Here is a 21,164-nt window from a genome sequence, read left to right on the forward strand (position 1 = left end):
TTAATCACATATCCCATGAACAAAATTGCATTAGTAACGGGCGGAAGCCGTGGATTAGGAAAAGATGAAGCCCTTCAGTTGGCAAAAAAAGGTTTTGATGTTGTAATTACCTATCAAAGCAACGAAATTGAAGCCCAAAAGGTAGTTGTAGAAATTCAAAAGTTAGGACAGAAAGCAGCGGCTTTGCCGTTAGATATTTCATCGACGAACAACTTTAATGCGTTTGTCGATGAATTGCAACGAGCACTAAGCGAAACATTTGGTACTCAAAAAATGGATGTTCTCATCAATAATGCGGGAACTGGACATTACGGTGCTTTTGCAGATACTACCGAGGAGGATTTTGATAAAATGGTCAATATTCATTTGAAAGCGCCTTATTTTTTGACCCAAAAACTGCTGCCTTTGATAAATGATGGTGGTGTAATTTTAAATACCTCGTCGGGGTTAGCTCGTTTTTCATACCCTGGCTCGTCGGCCTACGCTATGATGAAGTCGGGGATAGAAACACTAACGCGCTACCAAGCCGCAGAGTTAGGAAATCGAAAAATTAGGGTAAACGTGATTGCGCCAGGCGCTATTGCGACCGATTTTGGCGGAGGTAGAGTTCGGGACAACCAAGAACTGAACGGAGCCATCGCCTCCCGAACAGCGCTTGGCCGAGTGGGTTTAGCCGATGATATTGGAAGTGTGGCTGCTTTTTTGTGTAGCGACGAGGCGAAGTGGATTAACGGCCAACGCATAGAGGTTTCGGGGGGAATCCACCTTTAAAAATGGTTAAGAACTCGTTTCGTCAAAATAGCTAATTGCGACGCTGATGAGGGTCAAAATCGAATAGATAACGGCGAAACGAGTTTTTTCTAGCCCTATAAAGGCTAATGTCCCGAGCGAAAACATCGCGATTTTGAACAGATTTAACCACGGAAATCGAATGCGCATGGAAGATTTGGGGGCGGCGTATATTCCCCAAAGTGCAGCAACTGCAACAAAAAGTATGATGGCAAACGCCCACTTGGTCAATATCGTTTTTCCAGAGGAATAACCCCAAAAGGCAACACTAAAAATAAGGACAAGCTCCAACCCAAAGGCTAACAGGTAATTGATGTAGCGGAGAGTTTGCATGGGTAGTTGAGGTTTGGTCATTTGGTGGCACGAATGTATTTAAAATGACACAAACTTTTCCCTTTTTGACTTTTAATTGATATTGTGTATAAAAAAAGCCGCTCCTAGGAACGGCTTTTTACTAATTTATTTCTACGACTAATTCCTCTAGAGGACGTCGATATTTTGGCATCGGTAAATTCCAATCAGTTACGGTATCTCGGTAGCCTAGGGGTAGCAAAATCTGACTTTTTAGGCCATAAGTGTTTAATTCAAGGAGTTGATCTAATTCGGCGTTGTTGAAACCTTCCATCGGAGTCGAATCTATACCTACTTCTGCGGCGGCCACCATTGCCATAGAGGCCGAAATATAGGTTTGGCGAGCTAGGTGGTTGGCCTGCCATGTTTCGCCAAGAGGAGTGTACAGGTCTAAAAGTAATTTTTTATAATCTTCAAGCTGATTCGTAGTCATTCCTCTGCCTATTTCTACTTTTCGGAAAGTTTCCGATAATCGCTCTTCCGAGTATTTGTCCCAGCTAGCAAAAACCAATAAATGCGAGCATTCGTTGATTTGGGGCTGATTCATGGCAATGACCTTTATTTTGTCAAGAAGTGTTTTTTCGCTAATGACGAAAATTTTGTAAGCCTGCAAACCAGATGATGAAGGTGCCAAGCGTGCTGCTTCTAAAATGTAATCCAGCTTTTCTTTGGGGATGAGTTGGCCGTTATACCTTTTGGTGGCATATCTCCATTGGAGAATTTCATGTGTATTCATTTGATTTTATATTTATTTTTTGTCAAAAGTAGGGACAAAAAGTAACTATGTGTATATTTGTCATAGAGACAATAAATCAACCAAATAACTTACAAGAAACATGATGACAAAAGAGAAATCAAGTGAATGCCACGGTACAATTAGGGCAATTCATGATGTTATGGACATCATTGGAGGTCGATGGAAAATTTCTATTATTGCTTGTTTATGCTTTGATAATATGCGGTACAGCGATTTGCTTAGAAAAGTGGAGGGGATTTCGGGTAAAGTATTGAGTCGGGAATTGAAAGATTTGGAAATCAATCAGTTGATAGCCAGAACTGTCATTAGTACACAGCCATTTGCGGTAGAATACTCCATGACCGAGTATGGAAGAAGCTTAAAAGAAATGACGGAGGTTATTGCAAGTTGGGGTATAGCCCATCGAGCCAGAATAATGGAGCATGAAGTTGTAGCTTGAAATGAGTGCTAAAAATGAGGTTCTCGAAGAAGGAGAACATTGCTGTCAAAAATGTATTTTCATTCCTTCATGACTTGCCCGAAACCCTAAGTTTTCGTAAAAACGAATGGCCTCGGGTCGTTTTTTGTCCGTGGTAAGTTGGAGAAGGTGAGCGCCGCGTTCTGTAGAACGTTGAATTGCCCATTCAAAAAAAAGGTGTCCGATACCTTGACCACGATAATCTTTTCTAATACGCACGGCCTCAATTTGAGCTCTGATTCCACCTTGGTAGGTCAAATATGGGATGAAAGTCAATTGTAAAGTTCCAATAATTTCGGCGTTTTCGTTTTCAACAATAATCAATTCTTGGTTTTCATCTTTATCAATGTTGGCGAATGCTTGGTAATAAATTTCGGGAAGTGGGTCTCGAAAATCTTCACGCAATTGCCCTAAATCATCATCGGCCAACATTTGTACAATGAAAAATACGTCTTCTTTCGTGGCTTTTCTAAATATTAAATTCATAGAGGAATAGTAAAAAAGGAACAGACAAATTTACAAAATAGGAGCTACATTTTTTCGGAAGGCGGTAGGATTGTTGCCCGTGTATTTTCGGAATTGTTTGCAAAAATGACTTTCGTCCGTAAAACCAAATTCATGCGCAATTTCGGTCAAGGTCATGGAGCTGTAGAGAAGCCTAGCTTCAATCAACTTGATGCGATGCTTTATGATAAATTGTTTGAGCGATTCTCCCGTTTGTTTTTTAAAAAAGATACTTACGTAAGTCGGCGCTAGGTGAAACTCCTCGGCAATTCGTTCCATACTGAGTTTTTCGGGCTCATAAATATGCTGTTTGATGTACCTCAATATCGCTTCGGCGGCATTCGATTCTTCCGATTTGGCGGGAGTTTGTTGGGAGAGGTTACGAGCCAAAATCAGCAAAATACTTCGCATCAAACTATCACGTAGTATCTCAAAATGTGCTGAGTGAGGGTTATCGTATTCATTTTCAAGTACTTTGAGAAGTTGATGTAGTTTCTCTTTTTCTTGCTTGTCATGCACAATGCTTCCTCGGCTTTGGGTAGAAGTAAACAACAACGATTGAAAAATTTGTTGCCAATATTTATCAGTATCTGTTTTGCTATACGATTCATTAAATCTAATAAAACAAAACTCAGTAATCGACTGTATATCAAACGAATGGAAGTCTTCTGGACCTAACAAAAATACATCTCCTTGCCCGTAAGGGTAAGTATTGCCATTGATGTTGTGGACACCAAACCCCTTCAGAATAAAGATGATTTCGTAATAGGTATGCTTGTGTACGGGGTGTTCCCACTGAGAAGCTTCAAAATGGTAAATGTTAAAGGGAGTGTGCAAAACGTAGCGTTTCATCGAAAGTAAGTGCGTTATTTTTACCAAAATAACATGGATTTTTACAGAAATTAACAACTACTTCCTTTCTAATTTTGCATTAACGATGTTTTAAGGCATTTTTCTGCAATTAACCTATGATGAAATTTTACAGATAAGTACAGTGCTTATGCTAAGCACAAATTATTGTTTTTGACTTCGCTGCTTGTGGTGAAGTCAAAAACCCTGTATCTAATCGGTAGAGTTCTCGGATAGATAAGTTGCCCTGACGTAGTTCAAACTTAAGAACCCAAAATTGAAGGAGAAACAAACTTAAAAGTTACAGAGAATGAAATTGATAAAAAGACGAGCACTACTTAAAAAAGTAGCCCTTGCTTCCACAACTTCTGTGATTGGGCTCACGGCTGAAGCCAAAAAGGATAAAAAGGTGTTTGTGCACCATGTGTATTTTTGGTTGAAAAACCCCGCAAGTGAAGCCGACCGTAAAAAACTCATCGAAGGCTTAACGGCACTAGCGAAGGTACCAACGATTCGGATGCACAACATTGGCACGCCTGCAACCACCAATCGTAGCGTTATCGAGCGCAGCTATGCCGTGTCTTGGTTGTGCTTTTTTGACAATTTGGAAGAAGAAGAAGTTTACCAAAAACACCCTATTCACCTCAAGTTTGTAGAAGATTACTCGCACCTTTGGGAAAAGGTCATTGTGTATGATTCGGTGCAGATTTAACCACAAAAAATCCCCTACCTTATAACTTCTTATCTCATGAAGGGCGTTTCTTCTATTATAATTGTTTTAGTATCGGGTATTTTGTGTGAGGCTTTTGGTCAGTCGCAAGGATGGGAGTCGCTTTTAGATAAAAATATGACCCAATGGGAAAGTTATCTAAGCTATCGTCACAAAGTGGGATATGACGGTAAAATACCAAAAGATACTGAAGGGAAAGAAATAGCCCCTATTGGTTATAACAAAGATGGGTTTGGGGTATTTTCGGTCATCAATGAACAAGACGGACCTGTGCTACGGGTAAGTGGAGAGATTTATGGATGTGTGTTTACACGCAAGACGTATGAGAATTATCATTTAACGCTTCAAGTAAAGTGGGGACAAAAAAAGTACGAACCTCGCATCGATAAATTAAAAGACTCAGGTATTTTATATCATTCGGTAGGGGAAGCGGGGGCCGAATATTGGCGTACGTGGATGCTTTCACAAGAGTTTCAGATTATGGAAGGACATATGGGAGACTTTTGGTGTCAGTCTACTTCGGCTATTGATATTCGGTCGTATCCCGCAGAAGGGGTTATGAATAGAGTAGCTAATGCAAGACAACCCTTTCGAACCTTCAGGTCAGGAGAAGAGTATTTCTGCCTTCGTTCTGAAAACTACGAAAGCCCTAATAATGAATGGACTAGGCTAGACTTGATTTGCTTTGAGGGGAAAAGCCTTCACATTGTCAATGGGCATGTAGTGATGGTCCTGAAAGATTCGCGCTATATTTTGCCAGATGGCAAAGCTGTACCCATGAAGAGTGGCAAAATCCAATTACAAAGCGAGGCGGCGGAGGTTTTTTACAGAGATGTTCGCATAAAAGCTTTAACTGAACTTCCCGAAGAATACGCTAGATTGTTTGATTAGGATTAATGTATTGAAGATTTATTTCAAACACCCTCTACTAGCAGGGTGTTTGAGTATATTTTAGTTAATTAATTGTAGGGGGAGGCATAATGGTCCATTTTCCTTGATTTGTATACTCTTTAGCTATCCAAACTTCAGATTTGAAAAAGTCGTTGCCAATAATGTTTTTGGTATTTATGTCAATGAGGTCATTAAACAACCCCTGAAAAACGGAAAGAAAAGAGTCCAAATTAAAGTGCTTCATCGTTTGGGAATAGACTTCGTAGGGCACAAATCGGAAATTTGTGAAACGATTTTCGATTTTTTGACAAAGCCACACAAAAAGTGTCTCAAATTCATACTCTGGGGAAACAACCAGATAATTAGTGCTTTCAAAAGTACCGCCGTGCTCTTTTACTGTATTTTTATCTTCTCCGATGACAGTGTAAAAAGACCCTACTAAACTTATCATAAAGTGCAATTGCTTGGAACGCGTACTACTTCCTACAGTGGTAGTATCTAGTACTATAAACGAACTAACAGAAGGGGCATTCCCGTAGGTAGTACCAATTATTTCTTTGTTAGATTCAAGAGCAAGTTCATCGGTGAATTGTTCCCAAAGTTCAAAACACTTGCGATTGTGGATATTGTCTACGATGATTGAAGTAAGTTTTTCAGAGCGATTTTGGGAAGAAGGTGCATGGTACATATCAATTGGATAGCACCTATGAAGAGCTTCGTAGATTTCTCTAAGATCAAATTTATCAGCGTAATACATAGGAGCTGCAAAGGCTATAGTAGGATACAGTAACCAAAGTAAAAAAATAAATATTTTGAATCTTGTGGGTTGGTATCTTGACAAAGATAGAAAATAAGGAAAAGAAATCCCGTTAAAAATCCTTAAAATAGCCCTACAACAACGGGGCTTTTGCTCGTTATTGAAATAAATGCCTATTTTTGCGATGTGAAGCAATTGGCCTTTTTGCTAACTATAATCACAACTCAAATATACTGATGCGTCGTCCTAAGAAAAAAAAGGTGGGAAGCTATCCCAACGCCATGATTATTGCTAGCCTTACGGCGGCATTGTTTTTGATTGGTTTTTGTGGATTGATGGTAATGCAATCCAAGAAGCTCATTTCTATTATCAAACAAAACATCGAAGTACGTGTGATGCTTGATAAAGACATGGACTCTACTCAAGTGGCGACACTCAAAAACAAAATAGTGGGAAAGCCCTATGTATTGGTACTAGAAGGGCAGCCTCAAGTGTTGTTCTTTTCTAAAGATGAAGCCGCAAGGGAGTTTATTGCCGATACAAAAGAAGATTTCACCCCTTTCTTGGGCGAAAATCCCTTGCATGATAGCTATAGAGTGAGATTGCAAGAAGATTTTTTTGAGGATACTAAGCTTCAACAAATCAAAGCAGATCTGGAAAAAGTAGAAGGAGTTTTTGAGGTAGTTTACCAAGAAAACCTTGCCGACCAAATCAACAAAAACCTCACTAAGATTTATGTTATTTTATCTACTTTTGCAGTTATTATGCTGATTATCATTGTATTGTTGATGAATAATACCATCCGATTGGCTCTTTATTCGCAGCGATTCTTGATTCGTAGTATGCAGCTTGTAGGGGCGACCAATGGCTTTATTCAGATGCCTTTTTTAAGAAATGGAGCAGTTCAGGGACTAATTAGTGGAGTGATTGCGGCTGGAATGATTGTGGCACTACAGCAGATTGCATTACGTCAGATCGAAGGGTTGCATATGTTGCAGGAGTACGAAAAATTAGGCGTTTTGTTGGTGGGGGTAATTATATTAGGAGCGCTCATCGGAGTAGCAAGTACTTTCCAAGCTTTGGCGAGGTATTTGCGGATGGCATTAGATGACTTGTATTAAGTGCAAAAAGCACATCATAATTTATAGATTTGAACATTATTTAAAATGAAAAAGAACGCATTTCCTTTTAGTAAAAGCAATTATACCTTTATGTTGATTGGCATAGGGCTGATTTTGCTCGGTTTTATTATTATGAGTCTCGATTCGGAGGAGTTTGGATTTGGAGTGTTAGGACTTACCGTTGGACCCTTGGTTGTGATGACGGGTTTTGTCGTCGAGTTTTTTGCAATTTTACGTAAATCTTAAAATCTGGAGAAACAGACTGACCGACTAGGGCTTATCATTGATTTCTCATTTATTCATAAATGAACTTTATCCAAGCGCTTATTTTAGCCGTAATCGAAGGTATTACGGAATATCTTCCTATCTCTTCTACGGGTCACATGATTTTGGCTTCCTCATTTATGGGCATAGCCTCAGATCCCTTTGTTAAATTTTTTACAGTAGCTATTCAGCTAGGCGCTATTTTGTCGGTTGTAGTGCTGTACTTTAAGCGATTTTTTCGCAGTTTAGATTTCTATTTCAAGCTCCTAGTGGCCTTTATTCCTAGTGCTATTTTTGGTGTACTCTTTAGTGATGCCATTGATTCTTTGCTTGAAAACCCTATCGGAGTTGCTTTGGCATTGGTGCTTGGAGGCGTGATTCTGCTTTTTGCAGACAAATGGTTCAATCGTCCAATGATTGATGATTCTGACGAGATTGATTATTTGAGAGCATTTAAAATTGGCTTTTTTCAATGTATAGCCATGATTCCGGGAGTTTCGCGCTCGGGAGCCACTATCATAGGCGGTATGTCGCAGCGCCTGAGCCGTAAGGCCGCAGCAGAATTCTCCTTTTTTCTGGCTGTGCCTACCATGTTTGCGGCTACTGCCAAAAAAGGATATGATTACTACAAAGAAGGCTTTGTACTAGACGAAGAGCAAATTAAGCTTTTAGCCATTGGCAATGTGGTGGCATTTATTGTGGCGATGTTGGCCATCAAATTCTTTATTGATTATTTGACCAAATACGGTTTTCGCCTTTTTGGGTGGTATCGTATTATCGTAGGGGGAGCTATTTTGGCCTTATGGTTTGCAGGTTACAAATTACAGGTCGTTTAGTTTTACCAAAAAAAGTATGATAGAATCTGCGAATACTTCCGAAGAAGGAGAGGTAATCCTTATTAATAAGCCTCTTACATGGACTTCTTTTGATGCCGTCAATAAAATAAAAAAAGCTTGCCGTATCAAAAAAATCGGTCATGCAGGTACACTTGACCCTCTTGCTACGGGCTTGCTTATATTGTGTACTGGCAAAAAAACCAAAGAGATTGATACTTACCAAGGAGCCGAAAAAGAATATACAGGGAAGCTTGTTTTGGGCAAAACTACTCCTTCTATCGATCTTGAAACGGCTTTTGATGCCGACTTCCCGACTCGCCATATTACTCCCGAAATGATTCAAGTAGCGGCTCAAGAGCTGACAGGGGAAATTTCGCAATACCCACCGATTTATTCGGCCGTAAAAATGGGGGGAGAAAGGCTATATAAAAAAGCCCGACGTGGCGAAGCCGTAGAGATCAAGCCCCGCACAGTCACTATTTCTGTTTTTGAAGTAGATAGCACTCACTTTCCAGAAGTAAGTTTCAGGGTGGTTTGCTCCAAAGGGACATACATTCGGAGTTTGGTAAGAGATTTAGGAATGAAACTCAATTCAGGAGCTTATTTGAGTGAATTGTGTCGAACTCGAATCGGGCGTTTTTGGTTAAGAGATGCAGAAGAGATTGAGTCGTTTGTTAAAAGAAAAAGGGAAGAACTAAATCTGTGATCAAGCTCTCATAATTTGCGAAGTGGCACAATTCCCCAAGGTCTATTTTGCCCCTTGCTAGTGAGCTTTGAATTTATGCCAAGTAACCAATGCAAGTTTATTACGATATATCTGACTTTCAGACCCTTAAAAATGCGGTAGTCACTAGTGGAACTTTTGACGGAGTACATTTAGGACACCAAACTATCCTGAGTCGCTTGCGCGAAACTGCTCAACAATCACAGGGCGAAACAGTAGTGCTGACTTTTTGGCCTCATCCTCGCATGGTGGTCTCAAAAGACAGCCAAAACTTACGATTGCTATCGACCTTAGACGAAAAAATTGAGGCGTTGCGCCAAAGCGGAGTTCAGCATTTGGTCATTATTCCTTTTACGCGCGAATTTAGCGAACTCACTTCCGAAGAATTTATCCAGCAAATATTAGTAGATAGGATTGGTACCAAAAAGTTGGTGATTGGGTATGATCATCATTTTGGCCGTAATCGTGAGGGAAGTTTTGAATATTTACAACAAAATGCTCACCGATACGGCTTTGAGATTGAGGAGATTCCGCGCCAAGAGATTGACCATATTACCGTAAGTTCGACCAAAATCAGAGAGGCGTTACTAGAAGGACAAACCAGCGTTGCTCACGATTTATTAGGCCGCAATTATACTTTTACGGGCGTAGTAGTGAAAGGACGTCAGTTAGGTCGTACGATAGGCTACCCTACGGCCAATGTACACGTGTCTGAGTCCTACAAACTTATCCCCGCCGATGGTGTGTATGCGGTAAGGGTAAAAGTACGGAGTCAAGTTTATAAAGGAGTGATGAGCATTGGATTTCGTCCTACTGTCAATGGAGTAGGGCGCACTCAAGAGATTTATATATTTGATTTTCAGGATGATGTGTACGGCGAAAAACTAACGGTAGAGGTCGTAGACTACATACGTCCTGAATTGAAATTTGACGGCTTAGAGGCACTTGTCAAAGCCATAGATGAAGATTGCGCAGCGGCTTTAGCGATTTTAAAAGACTAATTGAGAGGCTGTTTTGGAGTATCTTTAGTTTATCTTAAGCAAGTAGGTGCACATTCAGCAATTTATATTGCTTCTCTACTTTTTTGCTAACTTAGCAAAGTTGATTCTGATTTATTGTTTCCAACTTCTTTTTCAATCATTTAGCTTAGGTATTACAAAAAAGCTCCCATCTAGAGTCTACAGCGAAAACTTTCGAGAGGTTTGGTGCCAAACGTTAAATAGAAATCATTCATTAAAAATATCTTACACCCTGATAAAGAAGAAAGGAATGATTAAAAAGATAATAGTGAGAATTTGGATGGCCTTAGGAGTTGTTTTTACCTTTTGGCTTTTTTATTCTTACCAAGCTAAGGGCGTCGATGAGAAGCTTCTGCAAAATAGCAGGCAGTAGCGTGAAAGTGGATATTACCAGTGATTTTTATTACAGTTTTCAATTGGGAGATAGCAAGGCAGATATAAGTCGGGAAAATCAACAAGCAGAGACGTTAAAAAAATATTTTAGAATTTGTGAAAGATTAAAGTAAAAGGGCAATGATGCCCTTATTTTTTTCTTCTCAAAATAGCCAAAATCAAAGAATTTCGCCGTAATATTGGATAAGGCTTTTGAAGGCTGTTTTTAAGATTTCTTTACTCAACACAATCTCGCTATGACTGCATTGATGAATGCCATCAACAAAAACAACGCTGCTCTAGTGCAGCAACTCATTGAAAATGGGGTAGATGTAAACGAACTTGATGCCAATCAAGATGCGCCTTTGGTAATGGCTGCTTACAAAGGATACCACCAAATCGTCAAATTATTGTTGGAGGCAGGCGCAGACGTAAAGGCTGTTGACCCTGGCATGAAGGCTACGGCTCTGCACGCAGCGGCTTATGCGGGACGCACCGAAGCCGCCAAACTGCTCATTGAATACCACATTGATATCAACAAGCAAGGACCTTACAATGGTTATACTGCTTTGCACGATGCTATTTGGCAAAACAACATCGGAGTAGCTGAGCTATTGATAAATGCTAATGCCGATTTGTCGCTTTTGTCACACGACGGAAAATCCCCCCTTGATTTTGCTAAGTCCAAAAATCGCAAGGAAATAGTAGCGCTTATCCAAGCCAAGCAAAAAAAATAGACATTTTTTAAGGCCCCTCGGTGGTTTTATTATCAACCACCGAGGCTTATTGTGTCATTGAAGCGAGCTTAAATACGCCGGCTTCAAGCGTAAGGCCTGGGCCAAAAGCGCAGCTAAAGATGTGTTTGCCTATGTCGTTAGAAGTGCAGTTTTGGAGTAGGCGCGCCAATACAAAGAGTACCGTACAAGACGACATATTGCCGTATTCTCGCAAAATTTCATAGGCAAATTGGTTGTCGCCCGATGATATTCCAAGCTGTGATTCGGCGGCTTCTAAAATAGCCCTACCTCCGGGATGAATCGCATAAAAATCAAAAAAAGGGAGTGTGGTGTTTTGTCTAAGCTGGGTCATGAGTGTTCCCAACCCTCCCTTGACCAACCGTGGAATGTAAGAACTTAGCACCATCTCAAACCCAAAATCGCCCACGTTCCAAGCCATGTCGTGGCGACCCTCAAAAAGCAAGTCGCAGTGAAAAGACTGTAACTCTAAAGAAAGACTATTAGGAGTAGACTCGATCAAAACAGCCGCTGCTCCGTCGGCAAAAAGAGCATTGGATAAAAGATAATTTTCGTCTAATTTTTTTTGAAAATGTAGCGTACAAAGCTCGATACAAACCAGCAAAACCCGTGCTTCAGGATTTGCTTTTACAATATTGCTGGCAACTTTTAGACCATTAAATGCCCCATAGCAGCCCATAAAATTGATACATGTACGCTCCGTTTGTCGAGGTAGACCGAGTGCTTCTACAATTTCGATATCTAGTCCAGGAGCGTACAGCCCTGTACAGCTCACCGTGATGAGGTGAGTTACGGAAGTGGTAGATGGCAGAGCAGCGATGGCTTTGAGTGCAAGAGGCAAAGCATGGATACGATACGCCTTCATTCGCTGCGATACTGTCGGAAAAGGTTCTAAATCATCGCTATTTACATAAAAATCAAAGTTTTCGATTTGGGCATAATCTTTAAGCACCGAATATCTCTTTTCGATTTTGGTACTTCGGTACAGCGCGCGAAGTTTTCGCGCTTCTGCAGAAGTAAGTTGCGATGCTCGTATCATAAATTCGGCAATGGTTGATTGAGCAATGCAGTGAGCTGGTACGGCTGTTCCGATAGAAGTGATATGAGCAGGCATTCGAAAGTAAATAATGTAATGACAGTTTTAGGACTAAAATAGGCCAATTGGGCCAAATCCAACTCCAATCGGGTAAATAGTTGCTTTCCAAAAATCTTATTTTGTTTTATATACGTTTATATGAGAGTAGTACAACTATTTTTTTGCAAAAAAATAATACATCTGGTAATGAGAATGTCAGCTAAATGACCGTTCAATAACTTTTATTTCAAAACAGGTATTTCTACTCTATTGTTTTCCGAAAAAACTTGTGTGATTTGCAATCTGAAAACCCCAAATACTTTCTATGTTATGAAATCTATAAAAACGTATCGAGCTGTTGATTCGAAGCGAAACTCGGTAAAATTTGACCAGACAATTTGGCTAGCAGGTTTGACATTGCTTGTTTTTGGTTACATTTTATTTCATTTTTTGTATCCTATGTTTCACAAAGGTCTTTTATTTTAGTTTGTTTGCAGCAGCCACGGAAACAGCATTGAAGCGGGATTGTCCCGCTTTTTTTATATAAAAAAACCTCTCTGTTTTCTAAAAAACAAAGAGGTCAAGTATAGAAGACGCAAAAAATTTGCTCACTGTTTACGCTTCCAAGCGAGTGCCACTATCTACGTGGATAATGTATGCGATGCCTCCTTCGCTTCTAATAGCCTCGGCAACTGCTTCAGCCTGCGTAGGGGCGTACATAAACATGCAGCCACCACCACCCGAACCATTGATTTTTCCTCCCAAGGCTCCGGCTTTCATTGAAGCTTCTATCATACGATTGATTTTGTCGGTAGAAGTACGTTTGTGGTCGCGGAGATTGGCAAAATGGCGGTACAGCAACTGCCCTAATTGAGCGTCGAAATCAGCATTTTGAGTGTTTTGTGAATCCAGAAGAAGTTTTTTTCCTTCTTGTAAAATATCTCGGTCTTCGAGATTAGCTTTCAAAAGTCCGAGTTCATCACTACTTAAAAGCGAACTGTAGTCGTTGGCTTGGGCTAAAGGCGTGGTAAAAATCGAAAAAGAAGAATCGTAAGCGCTTACTTTTTGGATGATAGCTTCCATTCCATATCGGCATCTTGCCAAAATCCCTAGGGTATCTTTAGGCTGTTGCGAATCTCCCAATACAAAAGCGCCTAATTGTGGTTTGAGTCCTTCGACATAAATCTTTGGCGTAGATTCTAGATAAATGATGTTTCCGATAGCAGTGGAATAGTGATCCATCATGCCTCCAGGTTCACCAAACTCAAGTACTTCTGCTTCGTTGGCGATTTCGCCGAGTTCTTTGGGGGTGAGTTCAGCTGGATTGTCGGCGTTGCGCGTTAAGAAATTGGCCCATGCTACGATGAGTGCCGACGAACTCGACGTCCCAGAGTTGATGGGGATATTGCCGTGTACGTGACATCTAAATCCTTTGGTAAAAATAAACCCTCGCCGCCGTAGGATATTGATGGTACTCCTAAAATAATCACGGTCTTTGGCATAAGGGAGCGTACGGTGGATAGAAAATTGCTCTTTTTGGTTTATATCAGGTAAATCTATGATTACTTGGTCATCATCACTAGGAGCGCCTTCGATGCTTATACGGCGCGAAATAGCAGCGGCAATGGTAGGGAGTCCTAAGTAGTCTTGGTGTTCACCAAATAAACAAATACGGCCTGGTGTGCTGATTTTCATAGAGTAAAAGTGCGTCCTTTACCAGAGATAAAGGACGCTACAAAAGTTAGAAAGAAATATGAGATAATTACCAACTACGTTTTTTGTAGCCAATAAAAGAATAATAAAGGATAAATAAATAGAGAGGAAGCATCACCCAATACGCTTGCTGTGTGTTGTGAATAGAGTCGGCGATGTTGCCGTAGACTAACGGCAAAATAGCACCACCTGAAATTCCCATGATGAGCAATGCCGAACCGATTTTAGTGAACTTGCCAAGGCCATCAAGCGCGAGTGGCCACATGGCAGGCCATACAAGGGCGTTGGCAAAGCCCAAAAACGCAATAAAAAGCACAGAAGTAAAACCTGACGTAACCACCGCCAATACGGTGCCTACGATTCCTAAAATAGCCGAAGCACGCAAGCAGGTGGTTTGAGATACATACTTGGGGATTAGGATGATGCCGAGGCCATAAGCGGCAAGCATTAGCCAAAGCGTATAAGTCCCAAAAGTACTTGCTTCGCTTTCGGGAAAGCCTAGCGATACACCATAGCTGATGATGGTATCACCGGCGATTACTTCTACCCCTACATAACAAAACAACGCAATTACGCCTAGTACAAGATTGGGGAAGGCAAAAACACTATTGTGAGTAGCAGTGACTGATTTGCCATCCGTATCTTCTTGTTCTTCACTTACTTCAGGCAATCCCTGCGAAAACCAAATGACTGCCGCTAAAACTACCAAAACACCCGTCAAAATGAGGTAAGGCATTTCTACTTTTTGTAGTTCTTCTTGGGGAGTGGCAGCAGCGCCTCCTGCTAGCAAAAGTCCTCCGAAAAGCCGTTGGCTAAAAATACCCGCAAGCTTGTTGGCAATACCCAAGAAGCTAATGCGTTGCGCTGCACTTTCGCGAGGACCAAGGATAGTCGCATAAGGATTGGAGGCTGTCTGGAGTAAGGTAAGCCCGATGCCAATCGTAAAAAGCCCGACAAGAAACAAAGGATAAGAGGCGATTTGGGCGGCGGGTATAAATATCAACGTACCTACCGCCATGATACCTAGTCCTAATGACATACCTTTTTTGAAACCAGTACGTTTTAAGACCTCTGACGACGGAATCGCCATAACGGTGTAAGAAATAAAAAAAGCAAAAGTAACTAAATACGAACTAGTGTTGTCGAGACTGAATGCTTTCTTGAAAAAAGTAATGAGGGTTCCGTTGACCCAGGTAACAAATCCGAATACAAAAAATAATAAACCAATGATAATCAGTGGCCCTACGTAGCTTTGGTTTTGCTTTGACATAGTTAGGTGTTAGGTTTAGTAAGCCAATTTGAACTCGAAAAAATGAATTTTTTTCGTCACTTAAAAGTTTTGTTAAGTATTTTTTAAATTTTTTTAAAATATTGAATCCCTTTGTTATGATAAGTTTGTTTTTTGATTCAAACAAATGAACTCTAGGCGGTGAAAAGATAGGTTAAAGCTAAGGTTTTATTTTGACGAAAAACGATGCTTTTGAGGGCTTTCTTAAAATCCATACACTGCAAAGCCTCCATCAACAGTCATGATATGGCCAGTGATATAGCTTGCAGCAGGTAGGCACAAAAATGCAATAGCGGCAGCTACTTCTTCGGGCCGCCCTACACGCTGCATAGGCGTGCGATTCAAAATATCTTTTAAGGCCTCTGGATTAGAAAGTACACTTTCAGTAAGGGGCGTTTCGATGTACCAAGGAGCCACAGCGTTGACTCGGATACCGTCTTTGGCCCATTCGCACGCAAGGTTTCGGGTGAGTTGATTCAAAGCGGCTTTGGTCATACCATAAATAGACCCGCTACGGAGTGAAGTAAGCCCCGCTACGGATGTTACGTTTACAATACAACCTTTGGCTGCTTTGAGGAGAGGATAAGCCGCCTGCGTTAATCCAAATGCTGAGTGCAAATTAGTGTTGAGGATATGAGTGTATTCTTGGATGTCATATTGAATAGTGGGTTTTCGGATGTTGGTTCCTACATTGTTGACCAAAATATCCAAACTACCCCAATGCTCATTTATCCAAGCTACGATTGTAGCTACAGCTTCTGTATGACTTAAATCAAGAGCAAGACCTGATACCCTAAACCCTTCATGCTCGTACTCTGTGATGAGATTGTCAAGGTCTTTTTGTTGACGAGCCACTATACATACTTCGGCTTGCATTTCTAATAAAGTCGTAACAGTAGCTTTGCCGATACCTTTGCTACCGCCTGTCACTAAGGCACGCTTGCCAGCTAGATTCCAATTTTTAAGCATTTTTTTTGGTCTTAAAACTATGAAGTAATGTGTTTCGTTAATATATTCAAAACATACTGATAATGAACCTAACACATATGAATCGACGTCATTTTATTCGAGTTCTAGGAGGCATTGCACTTACCAGCCCGTTTGCCTTGGCTCAGACCCAAAATCAAGAGCTTAAGCGTGTGGTCAAAACTGATGCGGAATGGAAAAAAATCTTGACTCCAATGCAGTATTACGTAACCCGACAAAAAGGTACAGAGCGGGCATTTACGGGACCTTATTGGAACAACAAAGAAAAAGGCATCTATAAATGTGTATGTTGTCAAACACCTTTGTTTAATTCAGATACCAAATTTGATTCGGGTACAGGCTGGCCTAGTTTTTATGCACCTGTCAGCAAAAAAGTACTTAAGGATGCAAAAGACAAGAGTTTTGGGATGGAGCGAGACGAAGTCATTTGCGCGGTATGTGATGCTCATTTGGGTCACGTATTTGATGATGGCCCTCGCCCTACTGGTTTGAGGTATTGTATGAACGGTGCGGCATTGTCTTTCGAAAAGAAGTAAACTTTTGTCTTTACTTTTAGGGCTTATCGCTCAAACAATTCAATCCAATATCCATCGGGATCGGTCAAGAAAATTTGCATCACTCCGTCGGGGCGGGCTTTGGGAGGGCGATAGGTTACTTTTTGGGCTATAAAATGTTTTTCCCAAGCCGGAAGATCGATGGCTTCAAGCGCGAAGTGATTACTCCTTGAGCCCGACACCACGGGTTCGGTTCGGATACCGATGATGTGTAATTCTTGATCAATCCCAAACCTAAACCATGCGCCCGGAAAATCAAAGGCTGGACGAGGAAGAAGCTCTAAGTGGAGTACTTTCTGATAAAATTCTATGCTTTTCTCGACATCGGCCACATAAATAGCCACGTGGTTGAGTGCTTTTATGGATAGTTTCATAAAATAAATATTACAACTTTTGAATGACTTGCTGCGTCATACTACCAAACGAGTGCGGTGCTCGTGGGTCAAATTTAACATATAGTCATGAAAAAAGTATTAGGATTGGCATTTCTAACTTTGATAGGTTGCCAAAGCACAGAAGTTGAAACTAACAACAAACTACAAAAGTTGTACGAAAAGGATTTTACGCTTCCACTCAAGCAAGAAATTCAACTAAACGATTTTAAGTTGCTTTTTGAAAAAGTAGCGGAGAGCCGTTGCCCCGCCAATGCCTTTTGTATTAGGGCGGGAGAAGTGATTGTAGATTTGAAAGTCAATGATCAGCAAAACGTACAGATGTGTCTGGGTGAATGTCAAATGGTGAGACCATCTAGTGCCAATCGCATGATTACTCAGGATTCGTTGGAAGTAATGGTCGATAGTAAAAAATATCTGTTTGTGTTGAAACAAGTGAATCCTTATCCAGGAGTATCTACCAGAGAGACAGAAAACTCAAAAGTAGAGGCAGTGATGCACGTAAAGCAACTCTAATTTTTCCAAAAAACGCCCTGCCAATTCATAGACAGGGCGTTTGAATATATTAGAATGGAAGATCATCGTCACCGCTTCCTCCTAAGTCAGTAGCGATAGGAGTAGCAGGCTTGGCGGGTGCAGGACGACTCGCTTGGGCCGCAGGAGCGGGGGTGTATTCAGCATTACCTGCTTCGCTGTTGTTACGTCCTCCTACAAGCTGCATAGTATTTGCGCGTACAGTTTTACCTTCCCTTTGTTTGCCTTCTTTGTCAACCCATGTTTCGGTTCTTAGTTTTCCTTCAATATAAACGGTATTGCCTTTTCTAAGATACTGCTCCGCAATTTTTGCGAGATTGTCCCAAAGCTCGATGCGGTGCCATTCGGTTTGCTCCACGCGTTCGCCGTTACGATTGGTATAGCTTTCGGAAGTGGCGATATTAAATCGAGCTACTGCAGAGCCGTTTTCTAAATGTCTTACTTCGGGATCGCTGCCTAAATTACCCAATAAAATTACTTTGTTTACGCCAGCCATTGTATATGTATAAATTTAAAGGTTACGATGTTTGTTAAGAGAAAATAGATGCGTTTTTGAGGGTAAGCGGCCACAAGTGCCACTTGCTTACTCAAAAGTAAAGCTTAGTAAATCAGATTTTTAGAAGGTTTTACTCATCTCATTCATTACTTCGCTCTACACAAAACTAATCAAAAAAAGCCTCTTTCCAATAAGACGTAATCAATACGGGTTTGGGTACATCTTCTAAGGCATTTGGTGTTAAAAAATCTAACTCAAGTGGCGTAAGTTCCTCAAAATCAGCCGATAAATTTATTTTCCAAAATTTTGCATAAATGCGCTGATGAGTAAGCACATGCGTGTATACCCGGCTTGGGTGGCTGATAGTCCCTTGAGAAAGAAGCTGTTGGAACTGAATTGACAAGGGAAGTTCGTCAAGCGATGAAGCGAGATGATCAGCTTCAATCAAATAAAAATCATAGAGATGTTGCCAGACATCTTTTTGAGTGCGTTTTCGCATGGCAACTTGCCCATTTTGAATAATGACAAAATAGTGAAAAAATCGCTCTTTTATCTTTATTTTCTTGAGTTTGACGGGCAGCTGTGATACGCGCCCGGTAGCATTGGCTACACACTCTGCTTGAAGAGGACAGAGCAGACAATCGGGCGAAAGAGGCGTACAGTGAATTGCGCCAAACTCCATAATAGCTTGGTTGTAGAGGGCAGGCTGCTCAGGCGAAATGAGTGCCGCCGCTAGTTGCGCAAACTGCTTTTGCCCCTCAGTACTTGCGATGTCAGTATCTATCCCAAACACCCGCGACAGTACCCTGTATACATTGCCATCTACTACAGCTACTGCTTCGTCATAGGCAAAAGAGGCAATCGCCGCAGCGGTGTAGGGGCCTATTCCTTTTAATTTTAACAACCCTTGATAAGTGTTGGGGAATAAGCCCTCATACTCATTGACCACCTGCTGGGCAGTTTGGTGTAAATTGCGTGCTCGTGAATAATACCCCAATCCTTGCCATAGCCGAATCACCTCCTGCTCGGAGGCCTTGGCCAAATCAAATACCGTAGGATAAGTCTCTACAAAGCGTTCATAGTAAGGCAGTCCTTGCGCTACGCGGGTTTGTTGGAGGATGATTTCGGAGAGCCAAATATAGTAAGGATCACGGGTATGCCGCCAAGGCAAATCGCGATGGTTGAGCCTATACCAGTGGATGAGTTTGTCAGCAAAAAACTTGTTATTCAATGGTTTTGCAACGTTTTTTTTGAAATTAAGACCTAAAAGATTTTCGCAATTTGTCGAAATTATACTACTTTTGTGCGCTCAAAATAAACCAATATGATTTTAGTACATAGGTTTATTAGGATTTTGAAACTAATTTCAAAAGAATAACAGTTTTATAACCTTAAAGTTTAATAAAGTGACGAAAGCAGATTTAATCGCAGCAGTTGCCGATCAAACCGGCATCGAAAAAGGACACGTTTCAGAAACAGTGGAAGCATTTTTCTCAGTGGTAAAAGACTCATTGGCCAAAGGTGAGAACATTTATGTGCGTGGATTTGGAAGTTTTGTAAACAAAAAACGTGCTAAGAAAGTAGCTCGTAATATCTCTAAAAACACAGCTATTGTGATTGATGAGCATTATGTTCCTAGCTTTAAACCTGCTAAAGTATTTGTGGAGCAAGTAAAGGAATCTGCTAAGTAATCATTGGGGATAAAGGTGCTATGAATCGGTCTATTTTAATAATTATTGTTTTGGCTACTGTACTTACTGGGGGACTATACAGTCTGCCTAAAGTGGTAGTGAGTAGTCAAGAACGAAAACTTACTCAAGGACAAGACAGCACCGGAACACAATCCACCACTTCTGCTGAGGGAGATACTCAGTCTGCTACCGCCGAAGCACATGTTACACCTTTAACAGCTGAACAGCAGCGTACCGCAACAAACTTAACAAACCAGTTGAGTGCTTCGGCGGATACCAAAAACAAAGCAAAAGTAGCTCTCCAACTTTCTGATTTTTACTTAGGAATCCGTAAATTTGACAGTGCTGCTAAGTATGCCGAAACCATCGCTTTGCTTGAGCCTAATGAAGGTAATTTCTTGCGAGCAGGCGATAGGTATTATGATGCATTTGGCTTTGCCGCCAACAATAAAAAATCGGCAAATTTGGGTGCCAAAACGCGCGAGTGGTACCAAAAAGCCCTCGACAAAAACCCCAATTTACTCAATGCCAAAGCCAACTTAGCCATGACTTATGTCTCTACAGAGACTCCTATGCAGGGAATCATGTTGCTTCGGGAAGTATTGGCAAGCGACCCTACCAACGAAGTGGGGCTGTTTAACTTAGGTCTGCTTTCAATGCGTTCTAATCAGTACGAAAAAGCTACAGAGCGTTTTCGCCAACTACTTAAAGTAAATGCTGATAATACTAAAGCACGCTTTTATTTGGCGGTGTCGCTGGCCCAAACGGGTAAAAACAAAGAAGCTTTAGAAGAGCTTGCTGTCGTAAAAGAAAGAGAAAAAGACCCCAATATTCAAGCGGCAGTTGCCGAATTGGAGAAAGAACTCAAATGATTTGAAGGAATACCCATGTGTGAAATCTAATGCTTCACATTCTTACATTCCTATCAGTCAAACAGTTTAAAAAATATAACAACAACATTTAAAACATTTAAAACTATGCCTTGCGGAAAGAAAAGAAAACGCCACAAAATCGCTACGCACAAACGTAAAAAACGCCTCAGAAAGAACCGTCATAAGAAGAAGTAATTTCTGAATCTCGAAACCAAGGTACTTTTGATACACCTTGGTTTCGGGGTTTTATATACTTCATCTTATTTGTAAGTATTCGTACAGTATTATTCTAAATACAAGCTTAATTAACTGCTTGTTTAGCAGTCAATTAAAGTGTAAAAAATAGTTGTACGCAAGTGCTTATTTTGGACTATCTAGTTGTTTTT

26 protein-coding genes are annotated in these 21,164 nt (G+C 40.8%); 14 read left to right on the plus strand and 12 right to left on the minus strand.

What is annotated here, in order from left to right; genetic code table 11:
• Positions 1-15: 15 nt before the first annotated feature.
• The gene (locus tag P1X15_RS25850; protein ID WP_277341035.1) at positions 16-771 is read left to right on the plus strand and encodes an SDR family NAD(P)-dependent oxidoreductase; all 756 of its coding nucleotides are present in this window, start codon (positions 16-18) and stop codon (positions 769-771) included.
• Between the two features lie 6 nt (positions 772-777).
• Here P1X15_RS25850 and P1X15_RS25855 read toward each other — a convergent pair whose 3' ends face one another.
• Together P1X15_RS25855 and P1X15_RS25860 are read right to left on the minus strand one after the other, a co-directional pair.
• Positions 778-1,122, minus strand: a complete 345-nt coding sequence (locus P1X15_RS25855; RefSeq protein WP_277341036.1) for a YrdB family protein — start codon at positions 1,120-1,122, stop codon at positions 778-780.
• A 121-nt stretch (positions 1,123-1,243) separates the two neighbouring features.
• Positions 1,244-1,876 (minus strand): nitroreductase family protein, encoded by a 633-nt coding sequence (locus P1X15_RS25860; protein WP_277341037.1) that lies wholly within the window; start codon positions 1,874-1,876, stop codon positions 1,244-1,246.
• 100 nt (positions 1,877-1,976) lie between these two features.
• On the opposite strand from P1X15_RS25860, the gene P1X15_RS25865 reads away from it, so the two are divergent.
• Complete coding sequence (locus tag P1X15_RS25865) at positions 1,977-2,336, plus strand: helix-turn-helix domain-containing protein (protein ID WP_277341038.1); 360 nt, start codon at positions 1,977-1,979, stop codon at positions 2,334-2,336.
• 45 nt (positions 2,337-2,381) lie between these two features.
• On the opposite strand, the gene P1X15_RS25870 is transcribed toward P1X15_RS25865, so the two are convergent.
• On the minus strand, positions 2,382-2,840 hold the full coding sequence (locus P1X15_RS25870) for a GNAT family N-acetyltransferase (RefSeq protein WP_277341039.1): 459 nt from the start codon (positions 2,838-2,840) through the stop codon (positions 2,382-2,384).
• A gap of 30 nt (positions 2,841-2,870) precedes the next feature.
• On the minus strand, positions 2,871-3,710 hold the full coding sequence (locus P1X15_RS25875; protein WP_277341040.1) for an AraC family transcriptional regulator: 840 nt from the start codon (positions 3,708-3,710) through the stop codon (positions 2,871-2,873).
• A 307-nt stretch (positions 3,711-4,017) separates the two neighbouring features.
• Between P1X15_RS25875 and P1X15_RS25880 the strand changes: the two genes are divergently transcribed.
• Both P1X15_RS25880 and P1X15_RS25885 read left to right on the plus strand, forming a co-directional pair.
• A complete protein-coding gene (locus P1X15_RS25880) occupies positions 4,018-4,419 on the plus strand; it encodes a Dabb family protein (protein ID WP_277341041.1) in 402 nt (133 codons plus the stop codon).
• Positions 4,420-4,455: 36 nt separating this feature from the next.
• Positions 4,456-5,328 (plus strand): DUF1080 domain-containing protein, encoded by an 873-nt coding sequence (locus P1X15_RS25885; RefSeq protein WP_277341042.1) that lies wholly within the window; start codon positions 4,456-4,458, stop codon positions 5,326-5,328.
• Between the two features lie 64 nt (positions 5,329-5,392).
• Here P1X15_RS25885 and P1X15_RS25890 read toward each other — a convergent pair whose 3' ends face one another.
• A complete protein-coding gene (locus tag P1X15_RS25890) occupies positions 5,393-6,085 on the minus strand; it encodes a hypothetical protein (protein WP_277341043.1) in 693 nt (230 codons plus the stop codon).
• A 236-nt stretch (positions 6,086-6,321) separates the two neighbouring features.
• Here P1X15_RS25890 and P1X15_RS25895 point away from each other — a divergent pair, with 236 nt between their 5' ends.
• The 6 genes from P1X15_RS25895 (at position 6,322) to P1X15_RS25920 (ending at position 11,158) form a co-directional block, all read left to right on the plus strand.
• On the plus strand, positions 6,322-7,206 hold the full coding sequence (locus P1X15_RS25895) for an ABC transporter permease (protein ID WP_277341044.1): 885 nt from the start codon (positions 6,322-6,324) through the stop codon (positions 7,204-7,206).
• A gap of 45 nt (positions 7,207-7,251) precedes the next feature.
• Positions 7,252-7,452: a DUF3098 domain-containing protein gene (locus tag P1X15_RS25900; RefSeq protein ID WP_028666005.1), complete on the plus strand. Its 201-nt coding sequence runs from the start codon at positions 7,252-7,254 to the stop codon at positions 7,450-7,452.
• A gap of 59 nt (positions 7,453-7,511) precedes the next feature.
• Positions 7,512-8,306, plus strand: a complete 795-nt coding sequence (locus P1X15_RS25905) for an undecaprenyl-diphosphate phosphatase (RefSeq protein ID WP_277341045.1) — start codon at positions 7,512-7,514, stop codon at positions 8,304-8,306.
• A 16-nt stretch (positions 8,307-8,322) separates the two neighbouring features.
• Complete coding sequence (gene truB, locus P1X15_RS25910; protein WP_277341046.1) at positions 8,323-9,012, plus strand: tRNA pseudouridine(55) synthase TruB; 690 nt, start codon at positions 8,323-8,325, stop codon at positions 9,010-9,012.
• Between the two features lie 89 nt (positions 9,013-9,101).
• Complete coding sequence (locus P1X15_RS25915; protein ID WP_277341047.1) at positions 9,102-10,031, plus strand: bifunctional riboflavin kinase/FAD synthetase; 930 nt, start codon at positions 9,102-9,104, stop codon at positions 10,029-10,031.
• Between the two features lie 647 nt (positions 10,032-10,678).
• Entirely contained in the window at positions 10,679-11,158 is a 480-nt protein-coding gene (locus tag P1X15_RS25920) for an ankyrin repeat domain-containing protein (RefSeq protein ID WP_273212324.1), read from the plus strand.
• 46 nt (positions 11,159-11,204) lie between these two features.
• On the opposite strand, the gene P1X15_RS25925 is transcribed toward P1X15_RS25920, so the two are convergent.
• From P1X15_RS25925 to P1X15_RS25940, 4 genes are all read right to left on the minus strand, one after another.
• Complete coding sequence (locus tag P1X15_RS25925) at positions 11,205-12,290, minus strand: type III polyketide synthase (RefSeq protein WP_277341048.1); 1,086 nt, start codon at positions 12,288-12,290, stop codon at positions 11,205-11,207.
• A gap of 576 nt (positions 12,291-12,866) precedes the next feature.
• A complete protein-coding gene (locus tag P1X15_RS25930) occupies positions 12,867-13,946 on the minus strand; it encodes a mevalonate kinase (protein WP_277341049.1) in 1,080 nt (359 codons plus the stop codon).
• Between the two features lie 67 nt (positions 13,947-14,013).
• Positions 14,014-15,234, minus strand: coding sequence for a sugar MFS transporter (locus tag P1X15_RS25935; RefSeq protein ID WP_277341050.1), 1,221 nt, complete (start codon positions 15,232-15,234; stop codon positions 14,014-14,016).
• A gap of 222 nt (positions 15,235-15,456) precedes the next feature.
• Positions 15,457-16,221, minus strand: coding sequence for an SDR family oxidoreductase (locus P1X15_RS25940; protein WP_277341051.1), 765 nt, complete (start codon positions 16,219-16,221; stop codon positions 15,457-15,459).
• A 62-nt stretch (positions 16,222-16,283) separates the two neighbouring features.
• Between P1X15_RS25940 and msrB the strand changes: the two genes are divergently transcribed.
• On the plus strand, positions 16,284-16,775 hold the full coding sequence (gene msrB, locus P1X15_RS25945) for a peptide-methionine (R)-S-oxide reductase MsrB (protein WP_277341052.1): 492 nt from the start codon (positions 16,284-16,286) through the stop codon (positions 16,773-16,775).
• Positions 16,776-16,798: 23 nt separating this feature from the next.
• On the opposite strand, the gene P1X15_RS25950 is transcribed toward msrB, so the two are convergent.
• A complete protein-coding gene (locus P1X15_RS25950) occupies positions 16,799-17,167 on the minus strand; it encodes a VOC family protein (RefSeq protein WP_277341053.1) in 369 nt (122 codons plus the stop codon).
• An 87-nt stretch (positions 17,168-17,254) separates the two neighbouring features.
• On the opposite strand from P1X15_RS25950, the gene P1X15_RS25955 reads away from it, so the two are divergent.
• Positions 17,255-17,701, plus strand: coding sequence for a hypothetical protein (locus P1X15_RS25955; RefSeq protein WP_277341054.1), 447 nt, complete (start codon positions 17,255-17,257; stop codon positions 17,699-17,701).
• 49 nt (positions 17,702-17,750) lie between these two features.
• On the opposite strand, the gene P1X15_RS25960 is transcribed toward P1X15_RS25955, so the two are convergent.
• Both P1X15_RS25960 and mutY read right to left on the minus strand, forming a co-directional pair.
• Positions 17,751-18,215 (minus strand): single-stranded DNA-binding protein, encoded by a 465-nt coding sequence (locus tag P1X15_RS25960; protein ID WP_277341055.1) that lies wholly within the window; start codon positions 18,213-18,215, stop codon positions 17,751-17,753.
• 166 nt (positions 18,216-18,381) lie between these two features.
• Positions 18,382-19,446, minus strand: a complete 1,065-nt coding sequence (gene mutY, locus P1X15_RS25965; protein WP_277341056.1) for an A/G-specific adenine glycosylase — start codon at positions 19,444-19,446, stop codon at positions 18,382-18,384.
• A 175-nt stretch (positions 19,447-19,621) separates the two neighbouring features.
• Here mutY and P1X15_RS25970 point away from each other — a divergent pair, with 175 nt between their 5' ends.
• Positions 19,622-19,906, plus strand: a complete 285-nt coding sequence (locus tag P1X15_RS25970; protein WP_028666019.1) for an HU family DNA-binding protein — start codon at positions 19,622-19,624, stop codon at positions 19,904-19,906.
• A gap of 20 nt (positions 19,907-19,926) precedes the next feature.
• Positions 19,927-20,778, plus strand: a complete 852-nt coding sequence (locus tag P1X15_RS25975) for a tetratricopeptide repeat protein (RefSeq protein WP_277341057.1) — start codon at positions 19,927-19,929, stop codon at positions 20,776-20,778.
• Positions 20,779-21,164: the final 386 nt, after the last annotated feature.

Origin of the sequence: Runella sp. MFBS21 (assembly GCF_029433105.1) — a bacterium.
Taxonomy (GTDB): Bacteria; Bacteroidota; Bacteroidia; order Cytophagales; family Spirosomataceae; genus Runella.